Origin of the sequence: Embleya sp. NBC_00888 (assembly GCF_045207655.1) — a bacterium.
Classification (GTDB): Bacteria; Actinomycetota; Actinomycetes; order Streptomycetales; family Streptomycetaceae; genus Embleya.
The window spans coordinates 7,359,033-7,376,612 of sequence record NZ_CP108784.1 but is presented as its reverse complement, the minus strand read 5'-3'; the positions used below and the strand labels follow the sequence as shown (position 1 = coordinate 7,376,612).

At 72.1% G+C, this 17,580-nt stretch carries 14 protein-coding genes; 8 read left to right on the top strand and 6 right to left on the bottom strand.

What is annotated here, in order from left to right:
• Positions 1-3 precede the first annotated feature (3 nt).
• From OG948_RS31380 to OG948_RS31370, 3 genes are all read left to right on the top strand, one after another.
• Entirely contained in the window at positions 4-681 is a 678-nt protein-coding gene (locus OG948_RS31380; protein WP_406299671.1) for a response regulator, read from the top strand.
• 197 nt (positions 682-878) lie between these two features.
• Positions 879-2,588 (top strand): FAD-dependent oxidoreductase, encoded by a 1,710-nt coding sequence (locus OG948_RS31375; RefSeq protein WP_406299670.1) that lies wholly within the window; start codon positions 879-881, stop codon positions 2,586-2,588.
• Positions 2,585-4,006, top strand: a complete 1,422-nt coding sequence (locus OG948_RS31370; RefSeq protein WP_406299669.1) for an ATP-binding protein — start codon at positions 2,585-2,587, stop codon at positions 4,004-4,006. The genes OG948_RS31375 and OG948_RS31370 overlap by 4 nt, the downstream gene beginning before the upstream one ends.
• Positions 4,007-4,075: 69 nt before the next feature.
• Here OG948_RS31370 and OG948_RS31365 read toward each other — a convergent pair whose 3' ends face one another.
• Positions 4,076-4,393: a type II toxin-antitoxin system PemK/MazF family toxin gene (locus OG948_RS31365; RefSeq protein ID WP_406299668.1), complete on the bottom strand. Its 318-nt coding sequence runs from the start codon at positions 4,391-4,393 to the stop codon at positions 4,076-4,078.
• Between the two features lie 412 nt (positions 4,394-4,805).
• Between OG948_RS31365 and OG948_RS31360 the strand changes: the two genes are divergently transcribed.
• The 3 genes from OG948_RS31360 to OG948_RS31350 all read left to right on the top strand — a co-directional run bounded on the left by OG948_RS31360 (position 4,806) and on the right by OG948_RS31350 (position 7,386).
• Positions 4,806-6,029, top strand: coding sequence for a sensor histidine kinase (locus OG948_RS31360; protein WP_406299667.1), 1,224 nt, complete (start codon positions 4,806-4,808; stop codon positions 6,027-6,029).
• Positions 6,029-6,700 carry a response regulator gene (locus tag OG948_RS31355; protein WP_406299666.1) on the top strand — a complete coding sequence of 224 codons (672 nt, stop codon included), beginning with the start codon at positions 6,029-6,031 and terminating at the stop codon, positions 6,698-6,700. Before OG948_RS31360 ends, OG948_RS31355 begins: the two co-directional genes overlap by 1 nt.
• Before the next feature lie 263 nt (positions 6,701-6,963).
• Complete coding sequence (locus OG948_RS31350; RefSeq protein WP_406299665.1) at positions 6,964-7,386, top strand: hypothetical protein; 423 nt, start codon at positions 6,964-6,966, stop codon at positions 7,384-7,386.
• 182 nt (positions 7,387-7,568) lie between these two features.
• Here the strand turns inward: OG948_RS31350 and OG948_RS31345 are convergent, their stop codons facing one another.
• The 3 genes from OG948_RS31345 to OG948_RS31335 form a co-directional block, all read right to left on the bottom strand.
• Positions 7,569-8,225 (bottom strand): ester cyclase, encoded by a 657-nt coding sequence (locus OG948_RS31345; protein WP_406299664.1) that lies wholly within the window; start codon positions 8,223-8,225, stop codon positions 7,569-7,571.
• A gap of 375 nt (positions 8,226-8,600) precedes the next feature.
• Positions 8,601-9,488: a TIGR03854 family LLM class F420-dependent oxidoreductase gene (locus OG948_RS31340; RefSeq protein ID WP_406299663.1), complete on the bottom strand. Its 888-nt coding sequence runs from the start codon at positions 9,486-9,488 to the stop codon at positions 8,601-8,603.
• Between the two features lie 483 nt (positions 9,489-9,971).
• Positions 9,972-11,294: a nitrate/nitrite transporter gene (locus OG948_RS31335; protein ID WP_406299662.1), complete on the bottom strand. Its 1,323-nt coding sequence runs from the start codon at positions 11,292-11,294 to the stop codon at positions 9,972-9,974.
• 293 nt (positions 11,295-11,587) lie between these two features.
• Between OG948_RS31335 and OG948_RS31330 the strand changes: the two genes are divergently transcribed.
• Positions 11,588-13,027, top strand: a complete 1,440-nt coding sequence (locus OG948_RS31330; RefSeq protein WP_406299661.1) for an FAD-binding oxidoreductase — start codon at positions 11,588-11,590, stop codon at positions 13,025-13,027.
• A 58-nt stretch (positions 13,028-13,085) separates the two neighbouring features.
• On the opposite strand, the gene nirD is transcribed toward OG948_RS31330, so the two are convergent.
• Both nirD and nirB read right to left on the bottom strand, forming a co-directional pair.
• Positions 13,086-13,493 carry a nitrite reductase small subunit NirD gene (gene nirD, locus OG948_RS31325; protein WP_406299660.1) on the bottom strand — a complete coding sequence of 136 codons (408 nt, stop codon included), beginning with the start codon at positions 13,491-13,493 and terminating at the stop codon, positions 13,086-13,088.
• Positions 13,490-16,045 (bottom strand): nitrite reductase large subunit NirB, encoded by a 2,556-nt coding sequence (gene nirB / locus OG948_RS31320; protein ID WP_406299659.1) that lies wholly within the window; start codon positions 16,043-16,045, stop codon positions 13,490-13,492. Before nirB ends, nirD begins: the two co-directional genes overlap by 4 nt.
• A gap of 271 nt (positions 16,046-16,316) precedes the next feature.
• On the opposite strand from nirB, the gene OG948_RS31315 reads away from it, so the two are divergent.
• A complete protein-coding gene (locus OG948_RS31315; RefSeq protein WP_406299658.1) occupies positions 16,317-17,444 on the top strand; it encodes a uroporphyrinogen-III synthase in 1,128 nt (375 codons plus the stop codon).
• Positions 17,445-17,580 lie beyond the last annotated feature (136 nt).

The following is a 17,580-nucleotide window of genomic DNA, read 5'->3' as shown; positions in this document are numbered from 1 at the left end:
GCGTTGAGCACCACTGAACAGTCCACGACCACCATCCGGGTCCTGATCGCCGAGGACGAGCGGCTGATCCGCACCGGCGTGCGGCTCGTGCTGACCGCCGACCCCGGGATCGAGGTGGTGGCCGAGGCCGCCGACGGCCGCGAGGCGATCGAGCAGGCCCGTCGCTGGCGCCCGGACGTGGTGCTGATGGACATCCGGATGCCGAACCTGGACGGCCTGGCCGCGACCGCCGAACTGCGCCGCGCGGTACCGGACACGGCCGTGGTGATCCTGACCACGTTCGGTGAGGACGAGTACATCGCGACCGCGCTGGACAGCGGCGCCACCGGGTTCCTGCTCAAGTCCGGCGATCCCCGCGAACTGATCGCGGGCGTGCGGGCGGCGGCCGAGGGCGGCGCGTACCTGTCCCCGAAGGTGGCCAAGCGGGTGATCAGCGGGATCGTCCCGGGCCGGCCCGCGCGCGAGGTGGACGCCGGGGCGCGGGTGGCGCTGCTGACCGCGCGCGAGCGGGAGGTCCTGGCGCTGGTCGGCGCCGGCCTGGCCAACGCGGAGATCGGCCGCCGACTGCACCTGGTCGAGGGCACGGTCAAGACGCACGTGAGCGCGATCCTGGCCCGCCTGGGGGTGCGCAACCGGGTCCAAGCCGCGATCGTGGCCTACGAGGCGGGCATGGTCGACTGAGCGGCGGGCGGGGCGACACCCGCGGGGTTGCCGCTTTCGCGCACCGCGGCGCCCGGCGCCTGGCCCACCCGGTCGCGGCGGACCCGCGCGGACACTCTCCACCTGCGGGTTTCGGCGAGAGGATAACGTGGCGGGCGCGCTGTCCGGGGCATGGTCGAGGCCGGTTCCGGGCAGTGGCCCCCTTCCGTGTTCCGCCCATGCCCGTGAGGAAATCCGTGGACAAGCCCGTATTGCTCACCGTCGACGACGATCCGGCCGTGTCCCGCGCCGTGGCCCGTGACCTGCGGCGACAGTACGGCGACCGACACCGCGTCGTGCGTGCCGAATCCGGCGCACAGGCCCTGGAGGCGCTGGCTGAACTGCACGAGCGGGGCGAGCAGGTCGCGGTGCTCATCGCCGACCAGCGCATGCCGCAGATGGACGGCGTGGCGTTCCTGGAACAGGCCGCACACCTGTACCCACGCGCGAAACGGGTGCTGCTGACCGCCTACGCGGACACCGGCGCGGCGATCCGGGCGATCAACGACGTGGACATCGACCACTACCTCCTCAAGCCGTGGGATCCACCGGAGGAACGCCTGTACCCGGTCCTGGACTCGCTGATCACCGCGTGGGAGACCGCGCCGGTGCCGGACGAGAGCTGGGCCACGGTGATCGGCGCGCGCTTCTCCGCGCCGTCCTTCGAACTGCGCGACTTCCTCGCCAACAACGGCGTGCCCTACCGCTGGTACGACGTCACCCAGGCCGAGGCGCGGCGGTTGATGCGCGAGACCGGCACCACCGAGGCCGACGTGCCGGTGGTGATCGCGCCGGACTCGACCGTGCTGCGGGGCCCGTCCAAGGGCGAACTCGCCGAGTACGTCGGCCTGTCCGTGACCGCTTCCGGCGACCTGTACGACGTGGTGATCGTCGGCGGCGGCCCGGCAGGCCTGGGCGCCGCGGTGTACGCGGCCAGCGAGGGGCTGCGCACGCTGCTGGTGGAGCGCCAGGCCACCGGCGGGCAGGCCGGCCAGAGTTCGCGGATCGAGAACTACCTCGGCTTCCCGGACGGCATCTCCGGCTCGCAGTTCATCGGCCGGGCGCGTCGTCAGGCGCTCAAGTTCGGCGCCGAGATGGTCAGTACGCGCGATGTGACCGAACTGGGCGTGGAGGGCGAGGTGCGCACCATCTCGTGCGAGGGCGACGTGGTCGCCCGGGGCCACGCGATCGTGCTCGCCACCGGCGTGTCCTACCGCACCCTGGAGGCGCCCGGATTGGCCGAACTCACCGACCGGGGCGTGTACTACGGCGCCGCGCTGACCACCGGCCCGGACACCCGCGGCCAGGACGTGTACATCGTCGGCGCGGCCAACTCGGCGGGTCAGGCCGCGGTGTTCTTCGCCCGCTACGCCCGCCGAGTGATCATATTGGTGCGCGGCGCGGGCCTGGAGGCGTCCATGTCGCACTACCTGATCGAGCAGTTGGCGCAGATCCCCAACGTCGAGGTGCGCGTGCGCACCGAGATCACCCACGCGCACGGCACCGGCCGGCTGCGTGAACTCACGCTGCGCGACCGCGACTCCGGCAAGGAGGAGACGGTGCCCGCGTCGTGGTTGTTCGTGTTCATCGGCGCCAGCCCGCGCACCGCGTGGCTGGACGGCAGCGGCGTGCGCCGCGACCGGGACGGCTACATCCTCACCGGCGGCGAACTCCTCGACGACTGCGACGGCGAGCTCGACGGCTGGAATCGACCGCCGTTCGTCCAGGAGACCGCCGTACCGGGCGTGTTCGCCGCCGGCGACTCGCGCGCGGCCTCGGTCAAGCGGGTCGCCTCGGCGGTCGGCGAGGGCGCGATGACGGTGATGCTGGTGCACCGCTACCTGGACACCCTGAACACCCGGATCCCGGCGACGGAGGGCTCGCGATGAGTGTGTGCGACGTGTTGCCGCCCGAGGAACTGCGCACGCTCTTCCTGTTCGAGAAGCTCGCCGACGAGCACCTGGACTGGCTGTGCGCGCACGGCAAGGTCAAGGCGTTCCCGGCGAACACCACGCTGTACCACGAGGGCGACCCGGGCGAGTGCTTCTTCGTGCTGCTCTCCGGCGAGGTCACCATGAATCGGATGGTGCGCGGCGGCGAGTTGGAGGTGCACCGCTCGTCGATGCGCGGCGCCTACGTCGGCGCCGCGCTCGCGCTGGACGGCGACGACGACGCGACGCCGGCCGTGCACGCGTACGGCAACACCGCGCGCACGCACGTCGACTCGACCTTCTTCGTGCTGCCCGCGGCCGAGTTGGCGCAGGCCTTCACCGAGTGGTTCCCGATGGCCGCGCACCTGGTCGCGGGCATGTTCCTGGGCGCGCGCCGCAACGGCTCGGCGGTCGGGCAGCGCGAGCGCATGGTGGCCCTGGGCACCCTCACCGCCGGGCTCACCCACGAGTTGGGCAACCCGGCCGCGGCGGCCGAGCGGGCAGCCGCGAACCTGCGCACCCGACTGGGCGAACTGCGCTCGGCCCGCGCCGAGTTGGCCCGGACGGGCGCGAGCGCCGAGGCGCTGGCGGCGCTGGAGCGCCTACAGGAAGAGGTACTGGCGCACCGGGCCGGCGAGGCACCGCGGCTGCGCCCGCTGGAGTTCTCCGACCGGACCGACGAAGTGGCCGAGGTCTTCGAGGACTTGGACATCGCGGACGCGTACGAGACGGCGCCGTCGTTCGTGAACGTGGGCCTGTACGAGGACTGGGCGCGGGACGCGGGTGCCGCGCTCGGCCCGAGTGCGCGCCCGGGGCTGACCTGGCTGGCCGCCAACCTGGAGGGCGAGGCGCTGCTCGACGAGGTCGCCGACGCGCTGGGCCGGATCACCGAACTGCTGGCCGCCGCCGGGCAGTACACCCAGATGGACCGGGCGCCGTACCAGGAGACCGACCTGCGCAAGGGCCTGGACAGCACGGTGGCGATGCTGGCCGGCCCGCTGCGCGACATCCGGGTCGAGCGCGAGTACGCCGCGGACCTGCCGAAGATCCAGGCGTACCCGGCCGAGCTCAACCAGGTGTGGACCAACCTGATCGACAACGCCGCGGACGCGATGGGCGGCAAGGGCACGCTGACCCTGCGGGCCCACGCGGACGCGGCGTCGGTGGTGATCGAGATCGAGGACAGCGGCCCGGGCATCGCGCCCGACATCCAGGACCGGATCTTCGAGCCGTTCTTCACCACGAAGGCACTCGGCGAGGGCACCGGCCTGGGCCTGGACATCTCCTATCGGATCATCGTCCAGCGGCACGACGGCACGGTCACCGTCGACTCCGAACCCGGGCGCACCACGTTTCGGATCACGCTGCCCAGGTAGCGCGGCCCGGCCGCGCGCCGTCCCGGGTGCTGCCGGCCGTCGGTCGCGCCGACGACGTCACCGACGGCCTCACAAACCCAGGACGGCGCGCAGCGCGACGTCGACCCGCTCCATCTCGTCCGGCGCGACATCGCCGAGATAGGTGCCCTGTTCGAACCGGCGATGCCGGGACGTGTACAGGTCGGGAGCGAGCACGACGCCGTTGACCGGCGTGGTGATCCGGACCGTGACCAGCGACTCCTGTCGGTCGCCGATGGTGTCCACCAGCGCGCACAGGGCGGCGCCCGGGTGCAGTGCGGCGACGTGGTCGTTCTGCACGATCATGAAGGTGCGTTCGCGGCCGACGGTGGGGATCGTCCACACCTGGCCGCGCCTCAGTGGCCGCACGGCTCCGCCCCTGTCCGGCCCGAGACGGCGATGGCCGGCCGGCCGCGACCCGCTGCCGGCGTCGGACGGTCGGGGTCGGGGACGAAGCGGTTGCCGGTAGCCATGGCACCAGTCGTACCAGACGGGACGCCACCGGAAATGCCAACGGGGTGCGCGTTCGCCGCCGGCGGAGCGATTCGCCCGATTCACCGGGGGCGCGGCGCACTTGGGCGGGCGTCGGCGGGACGGGCCGGTCGGAGTCCGGACGAAACACTCGCGGGCCTCGCGGGAACACTCGGCGCGCCTCGCGGGAACACTCGGCGGGCCCGTCGCGAGACGCTCGCGCCTTCCGCGCGTATCCCTCGCGCGAGCGAGGCGGCGATGGACGATCACCCGCGACACTGTCGGTACACACCACCCTGGAGTAGGCCGCATGTCCGACCACCCCGCCGAGCGCGGCGCCGACCGGCACGTCCGTGACCGGGCCAAACACACGCTGGACATCCTGCGGCGGACCGATCCGCAACTCGTGGACATCCTGATCGCGCTGATGGTGCAGTTCATGGTGTCGCTGCCGTTCCTGGTCGCCTGGCGCTCGCCGTATCGGATCGGGTTCTTCCTGCTGTCCGGTACGGCGATCCCGCTGATCTGGCGGCGCCGGCGGCCGTTCCTGGTGGCGTGCGTGGTCGCGATGTTCGCGGTCCCGGCCTCGTTGCACCATCGACCCGGGCAGGCGTTCCAGTTCGGCACGACGATCGCGATCTACACGGTCTTCGCGCTCGGCCGGCGCTGGGAGCGGATCACGGTCGCGGCGATGATCCTGCCGATCACGCTGACCGTCGAGTACGCCAAGCATCAGCCCTCGCAACAGGCCACCTTCGACGTCCTGGCGCTGACCGCGGCCGCCGCCTTCGGCCTGGCCACCCGGCACCGCACCGCGTACATCGCCGGGATCGAGGAGCGCACCCGGCGGTTGGAGCACGAGCGCGACCTGGAGATCCGCCGCGCCGACGCCGAGGTGGCCCGCGCCGCCGCGCGGGAACGGGCCCGGATAGCCCGGGACATGCACGACATCCTGGCGCACGCGGTGAGCCTGATGACCGTGCAGGCCGAGGCCGGCCCGGTGGTGGTGCGCAGCGATCCGGCTCGCGCGGAGGCCGCGTTCGACGCGATCGCCGACGCGGGGCGCGACGCGATGGTGCAGCTCCGCCGAATCCTGGGCACGCTCAAGGAGGACGCCGAGGCCGGTGCCCGGGCCCCGCAGCCCACCGTCGCCAACATCGCCGACCTGGTCGCCGAGGTCGGCCGGACCGACCTGCGAGTGGTGTACGAGAGCATCGGTGAGCGCCGACCGCTGCGTTCGGACGCGGAGATCGCCGCGTACCGTGTCGTCCAGGAGGCACTGACCAACACGGTCAGACACGCGCAGGCCACCACGGTGACGGTGCGGCTCGAATGGGGCGAGGACACGATGAGGATCACCATCACCGACGACGGCCGGGGCGGGCGACCGCGCCCGGGCGGCGGACACGGGTTGGTCGGCATCCGCGAACGGGCGAGCGCGTGCGGTGGCAGTGTGACGGTCGGGCCGCGGGTGACCGGACCGGGCTTCGAGGTCGCGCTGCGGATCCCGCTCGACGCGGTACGGGCCCCGTGATGTCGATCCGCGTGGTGGTGGCCGACGATCAGGGCCTGGTGCGCAGCGGCTTCGCGATGATCCTCGACGCGCAGTCCGACATCAGCGTGGTGGCCGAGGCGGGCGACGGCGTGGAGGCGATCGAGGCGGTTCGCGCGCACCGCCCGGACGTACTGCTCCTGGACATCCGGATGCCCAGGATGGACGGCATAGAGGCGGCCCGCACGGTCTCCGCCGAGGCACCCGCGTGTCGGATCGTCATGCTCACCACGTTCGACGTGGACGAGTACGTCTACGACGCGCTGTACGCGGGCGCGGCCGGCTTCCTGCTCAAGGACGTGCGCCGGGACGACCTCGTACACGCGGTGCGGATGGTGGCGAGCGGCGAGGCGTTGCTCGCGCCGTCGGTGACCCGGCGGCTGATCGCCGACTACACCCGTCGACTGCCCCGCACGGAGGCCTCGGCCGAACCGTCCGAGCGGCTCGCGGTGTTGACCACACGCGAGCGGGAGACGATGCGCTGCCTGGCCCTGGGCATGTCCAACGCGGAGATCGCCGAGGCGCTGGTGGTCAGCGAACACACGGTGAAGACGCACGTCAGCAGCATCCTGGGCAAGCTCGGGCTGCGGGATCGGGTGCACGCGGTGATCTGCGCCTACGAGACCGGGCTGGCGGTTCCGGGTACGGCCTGAAGGCTCGTACCAACGGCGCGGGTGGCGCGCCCACGGAGTCCACCCGACCGTTTCGGGCACGGCCCGCATGCTCGCGCCGACGGTGCGCGGGCCGGTCACTCGCTCGCTCGGGTGAGACGGGAAAGGTTTCTCCGTCCTACAGAGGGAGTACGCGAGGCAGCGGAAACGGTTCGTTCAGTGGATGCGCCGGACCGCCCCCACAGCGAATCCTGGTGGGGCCCGAGGGACTGTCCCGTCGGGCGCTTCGAACGGGGGAGCGCGCCATGAGCGATGTCCTACAGCAGTCGAGCACCGAGCTCTACCTGCGGTTGAGCGACTGCATGATGCGCGTGGGCAAGGGGTCGCGCGGGCGACCGGCGCTCGAGGTCTACACGGGGTACCGGCTGATCGACGTGGCCGTGGCCGGGACCACGCTGGGTCGCACGCTGCTGCGCGGCGCGCTGCGTTCCGGGCGCGGCGAGCCGCCGTGGGCGCTCGCGTGGGGTGTGCTGCCGAACGACGGCGTACCGCCGCGAGTCGAGTTCCGGCGCGGCCGGTTCACCCTCCCGGCACCGGCGACGATCTTCGCCGAACGCTTCTGGGTGGCCACCGTCCCGGGCGCCTACCGCTCCCTGACGGTAAGCGCCGACGACACCACTCCCACCGAGGGCGGCCGCCTCACCCGCATGCGCACCCCACGCCTGTGACCGGTCGGGCGAGCCCACCGACGTCGGCGGCGCGATCGAGTCCGGGCGCGAATGCGTGACGAGCCGGGCGCGAGGGAACGAGGGACCGGGCTCGGGTGCCGGGCGGGGGTTGGGGAGGGGGCTCGGCACCCGGGCGCCGGTGGGATGTGCTTCGGCTTCGGTGTCGGGCGGGTCGGGCGGGGTCAGCTTCCGTGGGCGACCGGGCAACCGCCGGTGAGTTGGGCGAGGAAGCTGTTGGGGTCGTAGTAGTGCTCGACCTCGACGAGTTTGAGGTCGTCGCTGACCTTGGCCACGCTCATGCCGAACATCTCGATGGTCTCGCCGCTCGGCCGGAAGCCCTTGTACTCACCGGTGTAGCTGCCCCAGTGCCGCCACTTGAAGGCAACCACGGGCGGCGGGGACAGGACTTCGAGGACCTCCCAGTAGAAGCCCTCGGGGAACGCGGTGTGGAAGATGTGGTGCGAGGACTCGAAGCTCTCCCCGCCCGGCGAGTAGAAGATGCTGTCGCCGATCAGGATGTTGTAGCTGCCCCGGTCCACGATGTCCTGCGCGCTCGCCCACGGGCCACCGTTGACGTTCGTGCGGAATCGCTCGGTGACCATGGAGACCCAGGTCTTGGGGTCCTTCTTGTGCGAGACCTCCATTTCGAAGACCTGCACGATGCTCTCGACGATCGCCTCCAGCGAGTCGGGGGCGTGCCGTGTGCTGCGCTGGCCCGGCATCACGGTGTGCGAGAGGTGGTAGTCGGGGGCCTCTTCGCGCCAGTCGCCGGGTGCCGCGGCGGCAACGACGGCGTCCCGTCCCTGAAGCCAGAGCGGAGTCGCGGGGGAAGTCGACACGTGTATTTCCATCCTTCGTTGCCGGCGGCAGCGCTCGGTGGCGCGCGCCGTCCGGAGGGGAACGGGGGCGATCCTGACTGACTGTCAGACCGGGCGCAACCCTCCGTCGCGGCGACCACCGCGCGCCGGCCGGCCGGATTCGATCGGTGTCGGCGTACGGAATCCGGCCAATCGGAGGGCAGGACCGACTCCCGGGCATACGGGGACTGTTCACGTGTCGACCGACGCTGCGGCGCAGGTGGGCGCGAGGAGCAAGGACGGCCGGTCGGCGGTCCGGGGTTCCCGGCCGCCCGGCCGGCCGTACGATTCCGGCAGGCCCGAGTGTGCGCAATATTTTGCTTACGGAGCGTCAGTTCTCGGGTGCGGCAAGATCGTTCACGTCTCCAGCGGCAACAGCTCGGTGGCGAATTCGTTCAGGAACGTGGTCCACGAGAGCGGCGGGTCGGCCGGCCGCACCACGAACTTGCTCACCCCGACATCGGCGTACCGCCCGATCAGCTCGCGCGCGGCGGCCCAACCGGTGGGCACCAGCTCGGCGAGGTCCACGTCCGGCCGTTGCCGCCGCAAGGCCCCGAACTCGCGGCCCGGCGCGCCGTCGAACGCGACCACCAGGCTCATCCCGTAGTGGTCGTCGTCGACGGTACGCCCGGCCTCGGCCGCGGCGGCCTCGATCGCGCGCCGAGCCGCGCCGGCCTCGTCGGGGGTGAGCGCGGCGCCCAGCCAGCCGTCGGCGAGCCGACCCACCCGGCGCAGCGACTTCGGGCCGCTGCCGCCGAGCCACAGGTCCAGTGGTCGGGTGGGTCGCGGGCGCACGGTGGCGTGTTCGTACCGGTGGTACTTGCCCTCGAAGGAGACGTCGTCGTTTTCGAGCAGGAGGCGGACCACGGTGAGCGCCTCGTCCATCACCTCGCCGCGCGGGCCCGGGATCGGGAAGAGCGGCCGTTCGCGCGCGGTGGCGTGTTGCACGCCGAACACCGGCAGGATGCGGCCCGGCGCGAGCGCGGCCAGGGTGGCGAGTTCCTTGGCCACGGCGACCGGGTTGCGACCGGGCAGCACGGTGACGCCGCTGCCGAGCTTGAGCCGCTCGCTACGACCGGCCGCGTAGCCGATGCCGACGAGGGGGTCGGGCAGGTCGCCGCCGATCAGATCGGGCAGCCAGAGCGAGTCGACGCCGATGTCCTCCATGTGCCGGACGAGTTCGCCGAACGTCGCGGGGTCGGCGGGGTTGCGCGGGCTCATGCCTACGCCGATGCGAAGTTTCATGGGGTCAGTCTGTTGGGCGACTTCGTCGCCGGCTTCGCTTTTGTTGGGCGACTTCGTCGCCGGCTCGCGAGGCGCCGCTTTTTCTTTCCCCCGCAAGCTCCTCCAAGAAAAAGCGGCGCCTCGCTCGGGACGGCGTGTCCCTCCGCTTCGCTCCGGGCCACACCGTCCAAGCTTGCGGCTCCGCCGCTCTCCGCGCTGCGCGCGTCGATCACTGGGGTGGGCTGGGTCGGGGGCGCTGACGCGCCGAGGGTGGCCCGGCTTCGTCGCCGGCTCGCGGCTCCGCCGCTCTCCGCGCTGCGCGCGTCGATCACTGGGGTGGGCTGGGTCGGGGGCGCTGACGCGCCGGGGGCTGGCCGAGGCGTGCTGCCGATGAGTCGGGGTGGGCAAGGAAGTGGGTCGGGAGAGCCCCGCCCGGCCCAGGGCGGATGCCGGGGGCCGAGCGGGGCTTGGGGGCGGGTGTGGGAGGTGGCGTGGGTGGGGCCGTTACACCCCGGTCAGGCGCCGTGCCGAAGGCCGCAGGTAGACCGCCCAGGTGACCACCAGGCACAGGCCGTAGAAGGCGAGGAAGGCGAGGTAGGCGGCGTCGCCGCGGCCCGAGTTCAGGAAGGACTCGCGGAACGCGATGTTGACCAGGACTCCGCCCAGCGCGCCGATCGCGCCCGCGATGCCCATCAGCGCGCCGGACTTGCGTCGCGCGGCCGGGCCCGGGCCGAGTTTGGCCGCGAAGATGGCCGGGATCATCTTGTACGCCGAGCCGTTGCCCACACCGCTGAACACGAACAGCAACACGAAGCCGGTCAGGAACAGGCCGAGCGACTCCTGCCGCGACGCCAGGTAGACCACGAGCGCGGCGCCGGCCATCGCGACGAAGTTCCAGAAGGTGACCCGCGCGCCGCCCCAGCGGTCCGCGAGCAGACCGCCGATCGGGCGAACCAGCGAACCGAGCAGCGGTCCCAGGAAGGTCAGGTAGGCGGCCTTGACCGGCGTGGCGAACTCCGCGTGGAACTGCACCTGGAGCACCTGACCGAAGGCGAACCCGAAGCCGATGAACGACCCGAACGTGCCGATGTACAGCAGCGACATCACCCACGTGTGCGGCTCCCGGGCGACCTCGCGCATCGCGCCCTTGTCGTTGCGCAACCCGGGGAGGTTGTCCATGTACCGCGCGGACAGCAGCGCGGCGATCACGATCAGCGGGATGTACACCGCGATCAGCAGCCGAGGATGCGCGGCGCCGGCGGTCGCGAGCACCGCGAGGCCGACCAGTTGCACGGCCGGTACGCCCAGATTGCCGCCGCCCGCGTTGATGCCCAGCGCCCAGCCCTTGAGCCGCTGCGGGTAGAAGGCGTTGATGTTGGCCATCGACGAGGCGAAGTTGCCGCCGCCGACCCCGGCGACCGCCGCGACGAGCAGCAACGTGTTGTAGGAGACGCCCGGCTCCAGCACGATCGCGATCAGCGCCGTGGGCAGCAGGAGCAGCAGCGCGCTGACCACGGTCCAGTTCCGGCCGCCGAAGCGGGCCACGGCGAAGGTGTAGGGGATCCGCATCGCGGCGCCGACCAGGGTCGGCACGGCGGTCAGGGTGAACTTCTGCGCCGGGTCGAACCCGTACGCCGGGCCGAGGAAGAGCACGATGACCGACCACAGGCTCCACACCGAGAAGCCGATGTGCTCGGAGAGCACCGAGAAGATCAGATTGCGTCGGGCGATCCTGGCGCCCGCCTGCTCCCAGAAGATCTCGTCCTCGGGCTGCCAGTCGTCGAGGGGGCGCGTGGCCTGGGTCGGTGCGCTGACGGTTGTCGTCACGGGGACCTGCCTGTCCGGGAGGGCGTGCTTGCTGATGTTTCGTCACGCTAGGAATGCCAGATTTCCGCCCGGTGCGTCGTCCCGGTCGGTCGGGCTACATCTCGCTCAATCCGGCGATCGGGTGCTGTGAGGAATCGGACGTCAGGTGCCCGCCGGGTGGTCCGAGACCCTCGCGAATCCGATCGGAAAACTTGACGGTGGATGTCAAGTTATCGAGCGAGAGTGGGTCCCACGGAAGACGAGAGAGCGGACACGGGACGCACACGGGGCGTCCCCGAGGATGGGAGACACCGATGACCGCGAACAACGCCGCCGGGAAGCCGGAAGACGACCACGCGTCCCGGGCCGCCGCGATCGCCGAGTTGGGCGCGCGGGTCCAGGGGGTCGTGTACGTGCCGGGCGACCCGGGTTACGACGACGAGCGGTCCGGGTTCCAGACCGCGTTTCGACCGAGCCCGGACGTGATCGTGGGCGCGGCGGACGCCGAGGACGTCCGGCTCGCGGTCGAGTTCGCCGACGCGCACGGCCTGTCGGTCTCCGTCCGGGCCACCGGACACGCCCCGGCGGACGCGTCCCCCGGCGGCGTGCTCATCTCCACCCGGCGGATGGCCGAGGTCCGGGTCGACCCCACGGCACGCACCGCGTGGGCCCAGGCCGGTGCCCGCTGGGAGCGGGTGGTCGCCGAGAGCACGCCGCACGGCCTGGCCCCGCTCAACGGTTCGGCTCCGCACGTGGGCGTGGTCGCGTACACGCTCGGTGGCGGACTGGGGCTGCTGGCCCGCGAGTTCGGCTACGCGGCCGACCACGTCCGGGCCATCGAGGTGGTCACCGCCGACGCGACCCTGCGGCGGGTCACCGCCGACGATGACGCCGACCTGTTCTGGGCGTTGCGCGGCGGCCGGGACAACTTCGGCATCGTCACCTCGATCGAGTTCGACCTGATGCCGGTGGCCCGGGTCTACGGCGGTTCACTGGTCTTCGACACCGACCTGGTGGAGGCCGCCGGCGCCGCCTACCTGGCCTGGACCGAGACGGTACCCGAGCAGGTCACCTCGTCGATCTCGTTCATCGGCCTGCCCGACATCGAGCAGGTGCCGGCGCCGCTGCGCGGGCGACACACCGCGAGCATCAAGATCGTGTACACCGGCGACGCCGCCGACGGCGAGCGCCTGGTGGCCCCGCTGCGCGCGGTCGGACCGCGCCTGGTCGACGACCTGGCCGATCTGCCGTACGCCCGGTCGCACACCATCCACAACGACCCGGCCCACCCGCACGCCTACCTCGGCGACAACGTCCTGGTCCGCGACCTGGATCCGGAGGTGTTGCGCGCGGTGTACGAACTCGCCGGTCCGAGCGCGCCGATGATGGTCATGCACGAGGTGCGCCACCTCGGCGGTGCGCTGTCCCGGCAGCCGGCGGTGCCCAACGCGGTCGGCGGGCGCGACGCGCGCTACATCGTCCGGGTCGTGGCGATGATCGACGGCGCCGACCTCGACGCGGCCCGCGCGCTCCAGGCCGACGTCCGGGCCGTCCTGAAGCCGCTGTCCCTCGGCCGCAACCTCAACTTCGTCTACGGCGACGGCGTCGCGCCCACCCCGGACCGGGTCGCCGAGGTGTACGACGCGCCGACCCGGGCGCGCCTGGCCCAACTCAAGGCGGCGCACGACCCGGGCAACCTGTTCGCCGGCAATCACAACCTCGGCGGCGTCGACCCGGACCCCGCCTCACGCTGAACCTCCGACGCCGGTGGGATCGCGGCCGATGCCCGGCCGCGGTCCCACCGGCCGTCGCTCACGCGTGTGCGCGGACGGGCCACGTGCGCAGCGCCGCGGGGGTGCCGTCCGGGGCGGTGCTCTCGTCCAGGCACTCCCCCGTGCGCAGGTCGAAGACCTGTTTGTACATCGGCGACGCCACGGTCGGCACCTCTCCTCGACGGCCGACGATGCCGCGCGACATCACGTACGCGCCGCTGAACGGGTCCCGATTGGCGAGCGCGTACAGCGCGCCGGTGCGGTCCCGGAAGATCGCCACCTGCTCGCCGTCGATCAGCGCCGCGACGCCTCGGCCCGGGATCAGCCGGTCGTACGGGCAGATCGCGACCCAGCCGGTGCCGCCGGCGATCTCCACCATGGTCCGCGTGCCCGTTCGGGCGCTGCCGGTCTCGGTGCTGGTCTGGGTGATGGTCTCGGTGACGGTCATCGGCCGCGTACCTCCAAGGGCCCGAGCAGCACGGGCTTGATCTGGTCCCGCTCGGCGGTGAACCGCACGGTCGGGTCTGGGGTGCCGGGCGCGTTGGCGAACGACACGAAGCGGCGCACCCGGTCGGGGTCGGCCAGCGTCGCGGCCCACTCGTCCGCGTAGGTCGCCACATGCCGACCCATCAACTCGTCCAGTTCGGCGCAGATCCCCAGCGAGTCGTCCATGATCACCGCGCGCACGTGGTCCAGCCCGCCCTCGATCCGCTCCAGCCACGGCGCGGTGCGCTCCAAGCGGTCGGCGGTGCGGATGTAGAACATCAGGAAGCGATCGATGGTGCGGATCAACGTGTCGTGGTCCAGGTCGCTCGCGAGCAGGTCCGCGTGCCGCGGGGTCATCCCGCCGTTGCCGCCGACGTACAGGTTCCAGCCCTCGGAGGTGGCGATCACCCCGAAGTCCTTGCTCTGCGCCTCGGCGCATTCGCGAGCGCACCCGCTCACCGCGGACTTGAGCTTGTGCGGCGATCGCAGGCCCCGGTAGCGCAGTTCGAGCTCGATCGCCAGGGCGACCGAGTCCTGCACGCCGTAGCGGCACCAGGTCTGCCCGACACACGACTTCACGGTGCGCAGCGCCTTGCCGTACGCGTGCCCCGACTCGAAGCCGGCCTCCACCAACCGCTGCCAGATGAGCGGGAGTTGGTCGACGGTGGCGCCGAACATGTCGATCCGCTGGCCGCCGGTGATCTTGGTGTAGAGGCCGAAGTCGCGGGCGATCTCGCCGATCGTGATCAGGCCGTCCGGGGTGATCTCGCCGCCCGGGACGCGCGGTACCACCGAATACGAGCCGTTGCGCTGGATGTTGGCCAGGAAGTGGTCGTTGGTGTCCTGGAGCGCGGCCTGTTCGCCGTCCAGGATGTGCCCGCCGGACAGGCTCGCCAGGATCGAGCCGACGGTGGGCTTGCACACGTCACAGCCGTCCGCGTCCGGCCCTCGGCTGCTGCCGTGTTCGTCGATCAGGCGGGCGAACGTGGTGATGCCCTTGACCCGGACGATCTCGTACAACTCGGCGCGCGTGTACTGGGCGAAGTGCTCGCACAGGCCGCGCGCGGTCTCGATGCCGGCGGCGGCCAGTTCCTCGGTGACGATCGTGCCCACCAGCTTGACGCAACTGCCGCAGCCGGTACCAGCCTTGGTGTGTCGGCGCACGGCGGCCGGGTCGAGCCGGTCCGGCGCGCACACCGCGGCGCGGATGCTGCCCTTGGTGACCGCGTGGCACGAGCACACCACGGCCGTGTCCGGCAGCGCGAACTTCACCGGCGCGCCGATCGCGGCGGGCATCAGCAGTTGCTCGGGCGGCACCGGCAGCGGGGCGCCGGTGAGCGGGCGCAGCACGCCGTACGCGTCCGGGTCGCCGACCAGGACGCCACCCAGCAGGCTGCCGTCGGCGCCGATCACCAGTTTCTTGTACACGCCCGCCTGCGCGTCGGAGTAGAGCACCTCCACGCAGTCCTCGGCGGTGCCGTGCGCGTCGCCGAAGCCGGCCACGTCCACGCCGAGCAGTTTGAGGCTGGTGGACAGGTCGGCGCCGGTGAAGCACACGGTCGGGTCGGGCACCTCGTCCAGGATTCCGCGCGCGGCCACCTCGGCCATCGCGTAGCCGGGCGCGACCAGCCCGTACACCCGGCCGTCCACCGTGCGCGCGCATTCGCCGATGGCCAGCACGTGCGGGTCGTCGGTGCGGCAGTACTCGTCCACCACGATCCCGCCGCGCTCGCCGATCTCCAGCCCGGCCGCGCGGGCGAGTTCGTCGCGCGGGCGCACCCCCGCGGAGAAGACCACCAGGTCGGCGGCCAGTTCGGTGCCGTCCGACAGCACCATGCCGGCGACCCGGCCGTCTTGGTCGAGGATCTCCCGGGTGCCCGCGTCGGTGTGCACCGTCACGCCCAGGTCCTGGATCTTGCGGCGCAGCACCTTGCCGCCGCCCTCGTCGATCTGCAGCGCCATCAGGCGCGGCGCGAACTCGACCACGTGGGTGTCCAGGCCCATCGCGACGAGCGCGCCGGCGGCCTCCAGGCCGAGCAGTCCGCCGCCGACCACCACACCGATCCGAGCGGTCTCGGCGGCGGCCTTGATCGCCTCCAGGTCCTCGATCGTGCGGTAGACGAAACAACCCGGCGTGTCGTGGCCCGGCACCGGCGGTACGAACGGATACGACCCGGTGGCGAGCACGAGCGTGCCGTAGTCGACGGTGTGGCCGGCCCGGGTGGTCACGGTGCGCGCGGCGCGGTCGACGCTCTCCACCGGGTCGCCGAGCCGGATGTCGATCCCGTGCTCGGCGGCGAACTCCGCACTGCACATGGACAGGTCCTCCGCGCTGGTCCCGGAGAACCACGAGGTCAGGTGCACCCGGTCGTAGGCCCGCCGCGGTTCCTCCGCCAGCACCGTGATCCGTGGTCCCGGTGGTCCGGATCCGGTCGTGGTGAGCGCCTCCAGGAAGCGCTGCCCGACCATCCCGTGGCCGACCAGGACCACGTGCGTCTGCTTGGCGTCGGTCACGAGGGACTCCTTCGGGGTGGGGCGAGGGTGCGGGCACGGTCGGCGGGCCGCCGTGCCCGACGCGCCGGCCGGCGACCGCGTCACCGAAGCCTCCCGAGCCGCTGTTACGCAGCCTGGTCCCCGATGTTGCGCGAGCGGTACGGCCGGCTCACTCGGCCCCGCGGGCACGGTGAGCAATGCGACACGATCGGGCACCATCCCGGTTCGAGGCCTTACCCCGAGGTGATCGCCCGGCAACATCGTCGTAACGCCGACCCGGCAACCTCACGACATGGTTACTCGTACAGGCGCGGCCGAACCCCTCGTCGGGCTCACGGTCGGCGTCACGGCCGCCCGGCGTCGCGACGAACTCGTCGCGCTGCTGGAACGCCGGGGCGCGAAGGTCGTGGGCACTCCGACGATGAGCATCGTCCCGTTGCGCGAGGACCAGGCGTTGCGCCGGGCCACCGAACGCTGTCTGGTCGAGCCGCTGGATTATGTGGTGGCCACCACCGGCCTGGGCTGGCGCGGTTGGATGAACGCGGCCGAGGGATGGGGGCGGGCGGACGCGGTGGGGCAAGCCTGCGCGGCGGCGACGGTGATCAGCCGGGGGCCCAAGGCCACCGGGGCGGTCCGCGCGTCCGGGCTGCGCGAGATGTACTCGCCGGGTTCGGAGGCCAACGACGAGTTGCTGCACTGGCTGCTGGCCCGGGACCTGCGCGGGCGGCGGATCGCGATCCAGGAGCACGGCGCGCCGCTGGAGGGTTTCGCCTCGGCGCTGCGCGAACGTGGCGCCGAGGTGATCGAGTTGCCGGTGTACCGGTGGGGTCCGCCCGAGGACCCGGCCGCGGTCCGGCGCCTGGTCGAGCAGGTGATCCGCGGCGATCTGCACGCGCTGACCTTCACCAGCGCGCCGGCGATCGGCGCGTTCCTGGAGACGGCCGGCGAACTCGGGCGGCGTGAGGAGGTGTTGGCGGCGCTGCGGAGCGACGTGCTGCCGGTGTGCATCGGTTCGATCTGCGCGAAGCCGCTGCTGGACGAGGGCGTGCCCGCGGTCTGGCCGGAACGCGGGCGGCTGGGCTCGCTGGTGCGCACGGTCACCGAGACGCTGCCCCCACGGGTCCGGCGCGAATTGGACACCGGCACCGAACGGCTGATCATCCAGGGCAACGCGGTCCTGGTGCGCGGCGGCGTGATCTCGCTGTCCCCGGTTCCGGCCGCGGTCCTGCGCGCGCTGGCCGAGAAGCCCGGCTGGGTGCTGAGCCGCGCGGAGTTGCTGCGTCGCGTCTGGCGTGGGGCCGGCGCCGACGAGCACGCGGTCGAGGCCGCCGTGGCCCGCCTGCGGACCGCGCTGGGCCCGCACAAGGGCCTGATCAAGACGGTCACCAAACGCGGCTACCGGCTCAGCGTCGCCGGCTGAGCACGCCTCGCACCCGGCGAACGCACCACCGCGTTCATGCGGTAATGCGCCATCCACCGCCATCCGCGGTGCCACCGATCGCACCTCGAATCCAGCCGGCATCCCCGCCGCCGACCAGACCCACTGGGTCGCGTGA

Excerpts from the sequence above, each read along its gene's own strand:
- OG948_RS31375 (WP_406299670.1), top strand. The coding sequence starts at position 879 with ATGCCCGTGAGGAAATCCGTGGACAAGCCCGTATTGCTCACCGTCGAC.
- OG948_RS31370 (WP_406299669.1), top strand. The coding sequence starts at position 2,585 with ATGAGTGTGTGCGACGTGTTGCCGCCCGAGGAACTGCGCACGCTCTTC.
- OG948_RS31360 (WP_406299667.1), top strand. The coding sequence starts at position 4,806 with ATGTCCGACCACCCCGCCGAGCGCGGCGCCGACCGGCACGTCCGTGAC.
- OG948_RS31355 (WP_406299666.1), top strand. The coding sequence starts at position 6,029 with ATGTCGATCCGCGTGGTGGTGGCCGACGATCAGGGCCTGGTGCGCAGC.
- OG948_RS31350 (WP_406299665.1), top strand. The coding sequence starts at position 6,964 with ATGAGCGATGTCCTACAGCAGTCGAGCACCGAGCTCTACCTGCGGTTG.
- OG948_RS31340 (WP_406299663.1), bottom strand. The coding sequence starts at position 9,488 with ATGAAACTTCGCATCGGCGTAGGCATGAGCCCGCGCAACCCCGCCGAC.
- OG948_RS31330 (WP_406299661.1), top strand. The coding sequence starts at position 11,588 with ATGACCGCGAACAACGCCGCCGGGAAGCCGGAAGACGACCACGCGTCC.
- nirD (WP_406299660.1), bottom strand. The coding sequence starts at position 13,493 with ATGACCGTCACCGAGACCATCACCCAGACCAGCACCGAGACCGGCAGC.
- OG948_RS31315 (WP_406299658.1), top strand. The coding sequence starts at position 16,317 with ATGGTTACTCGTACAGGCGCGGCCGAACCCCTCGTCGGGCTCACGGTC.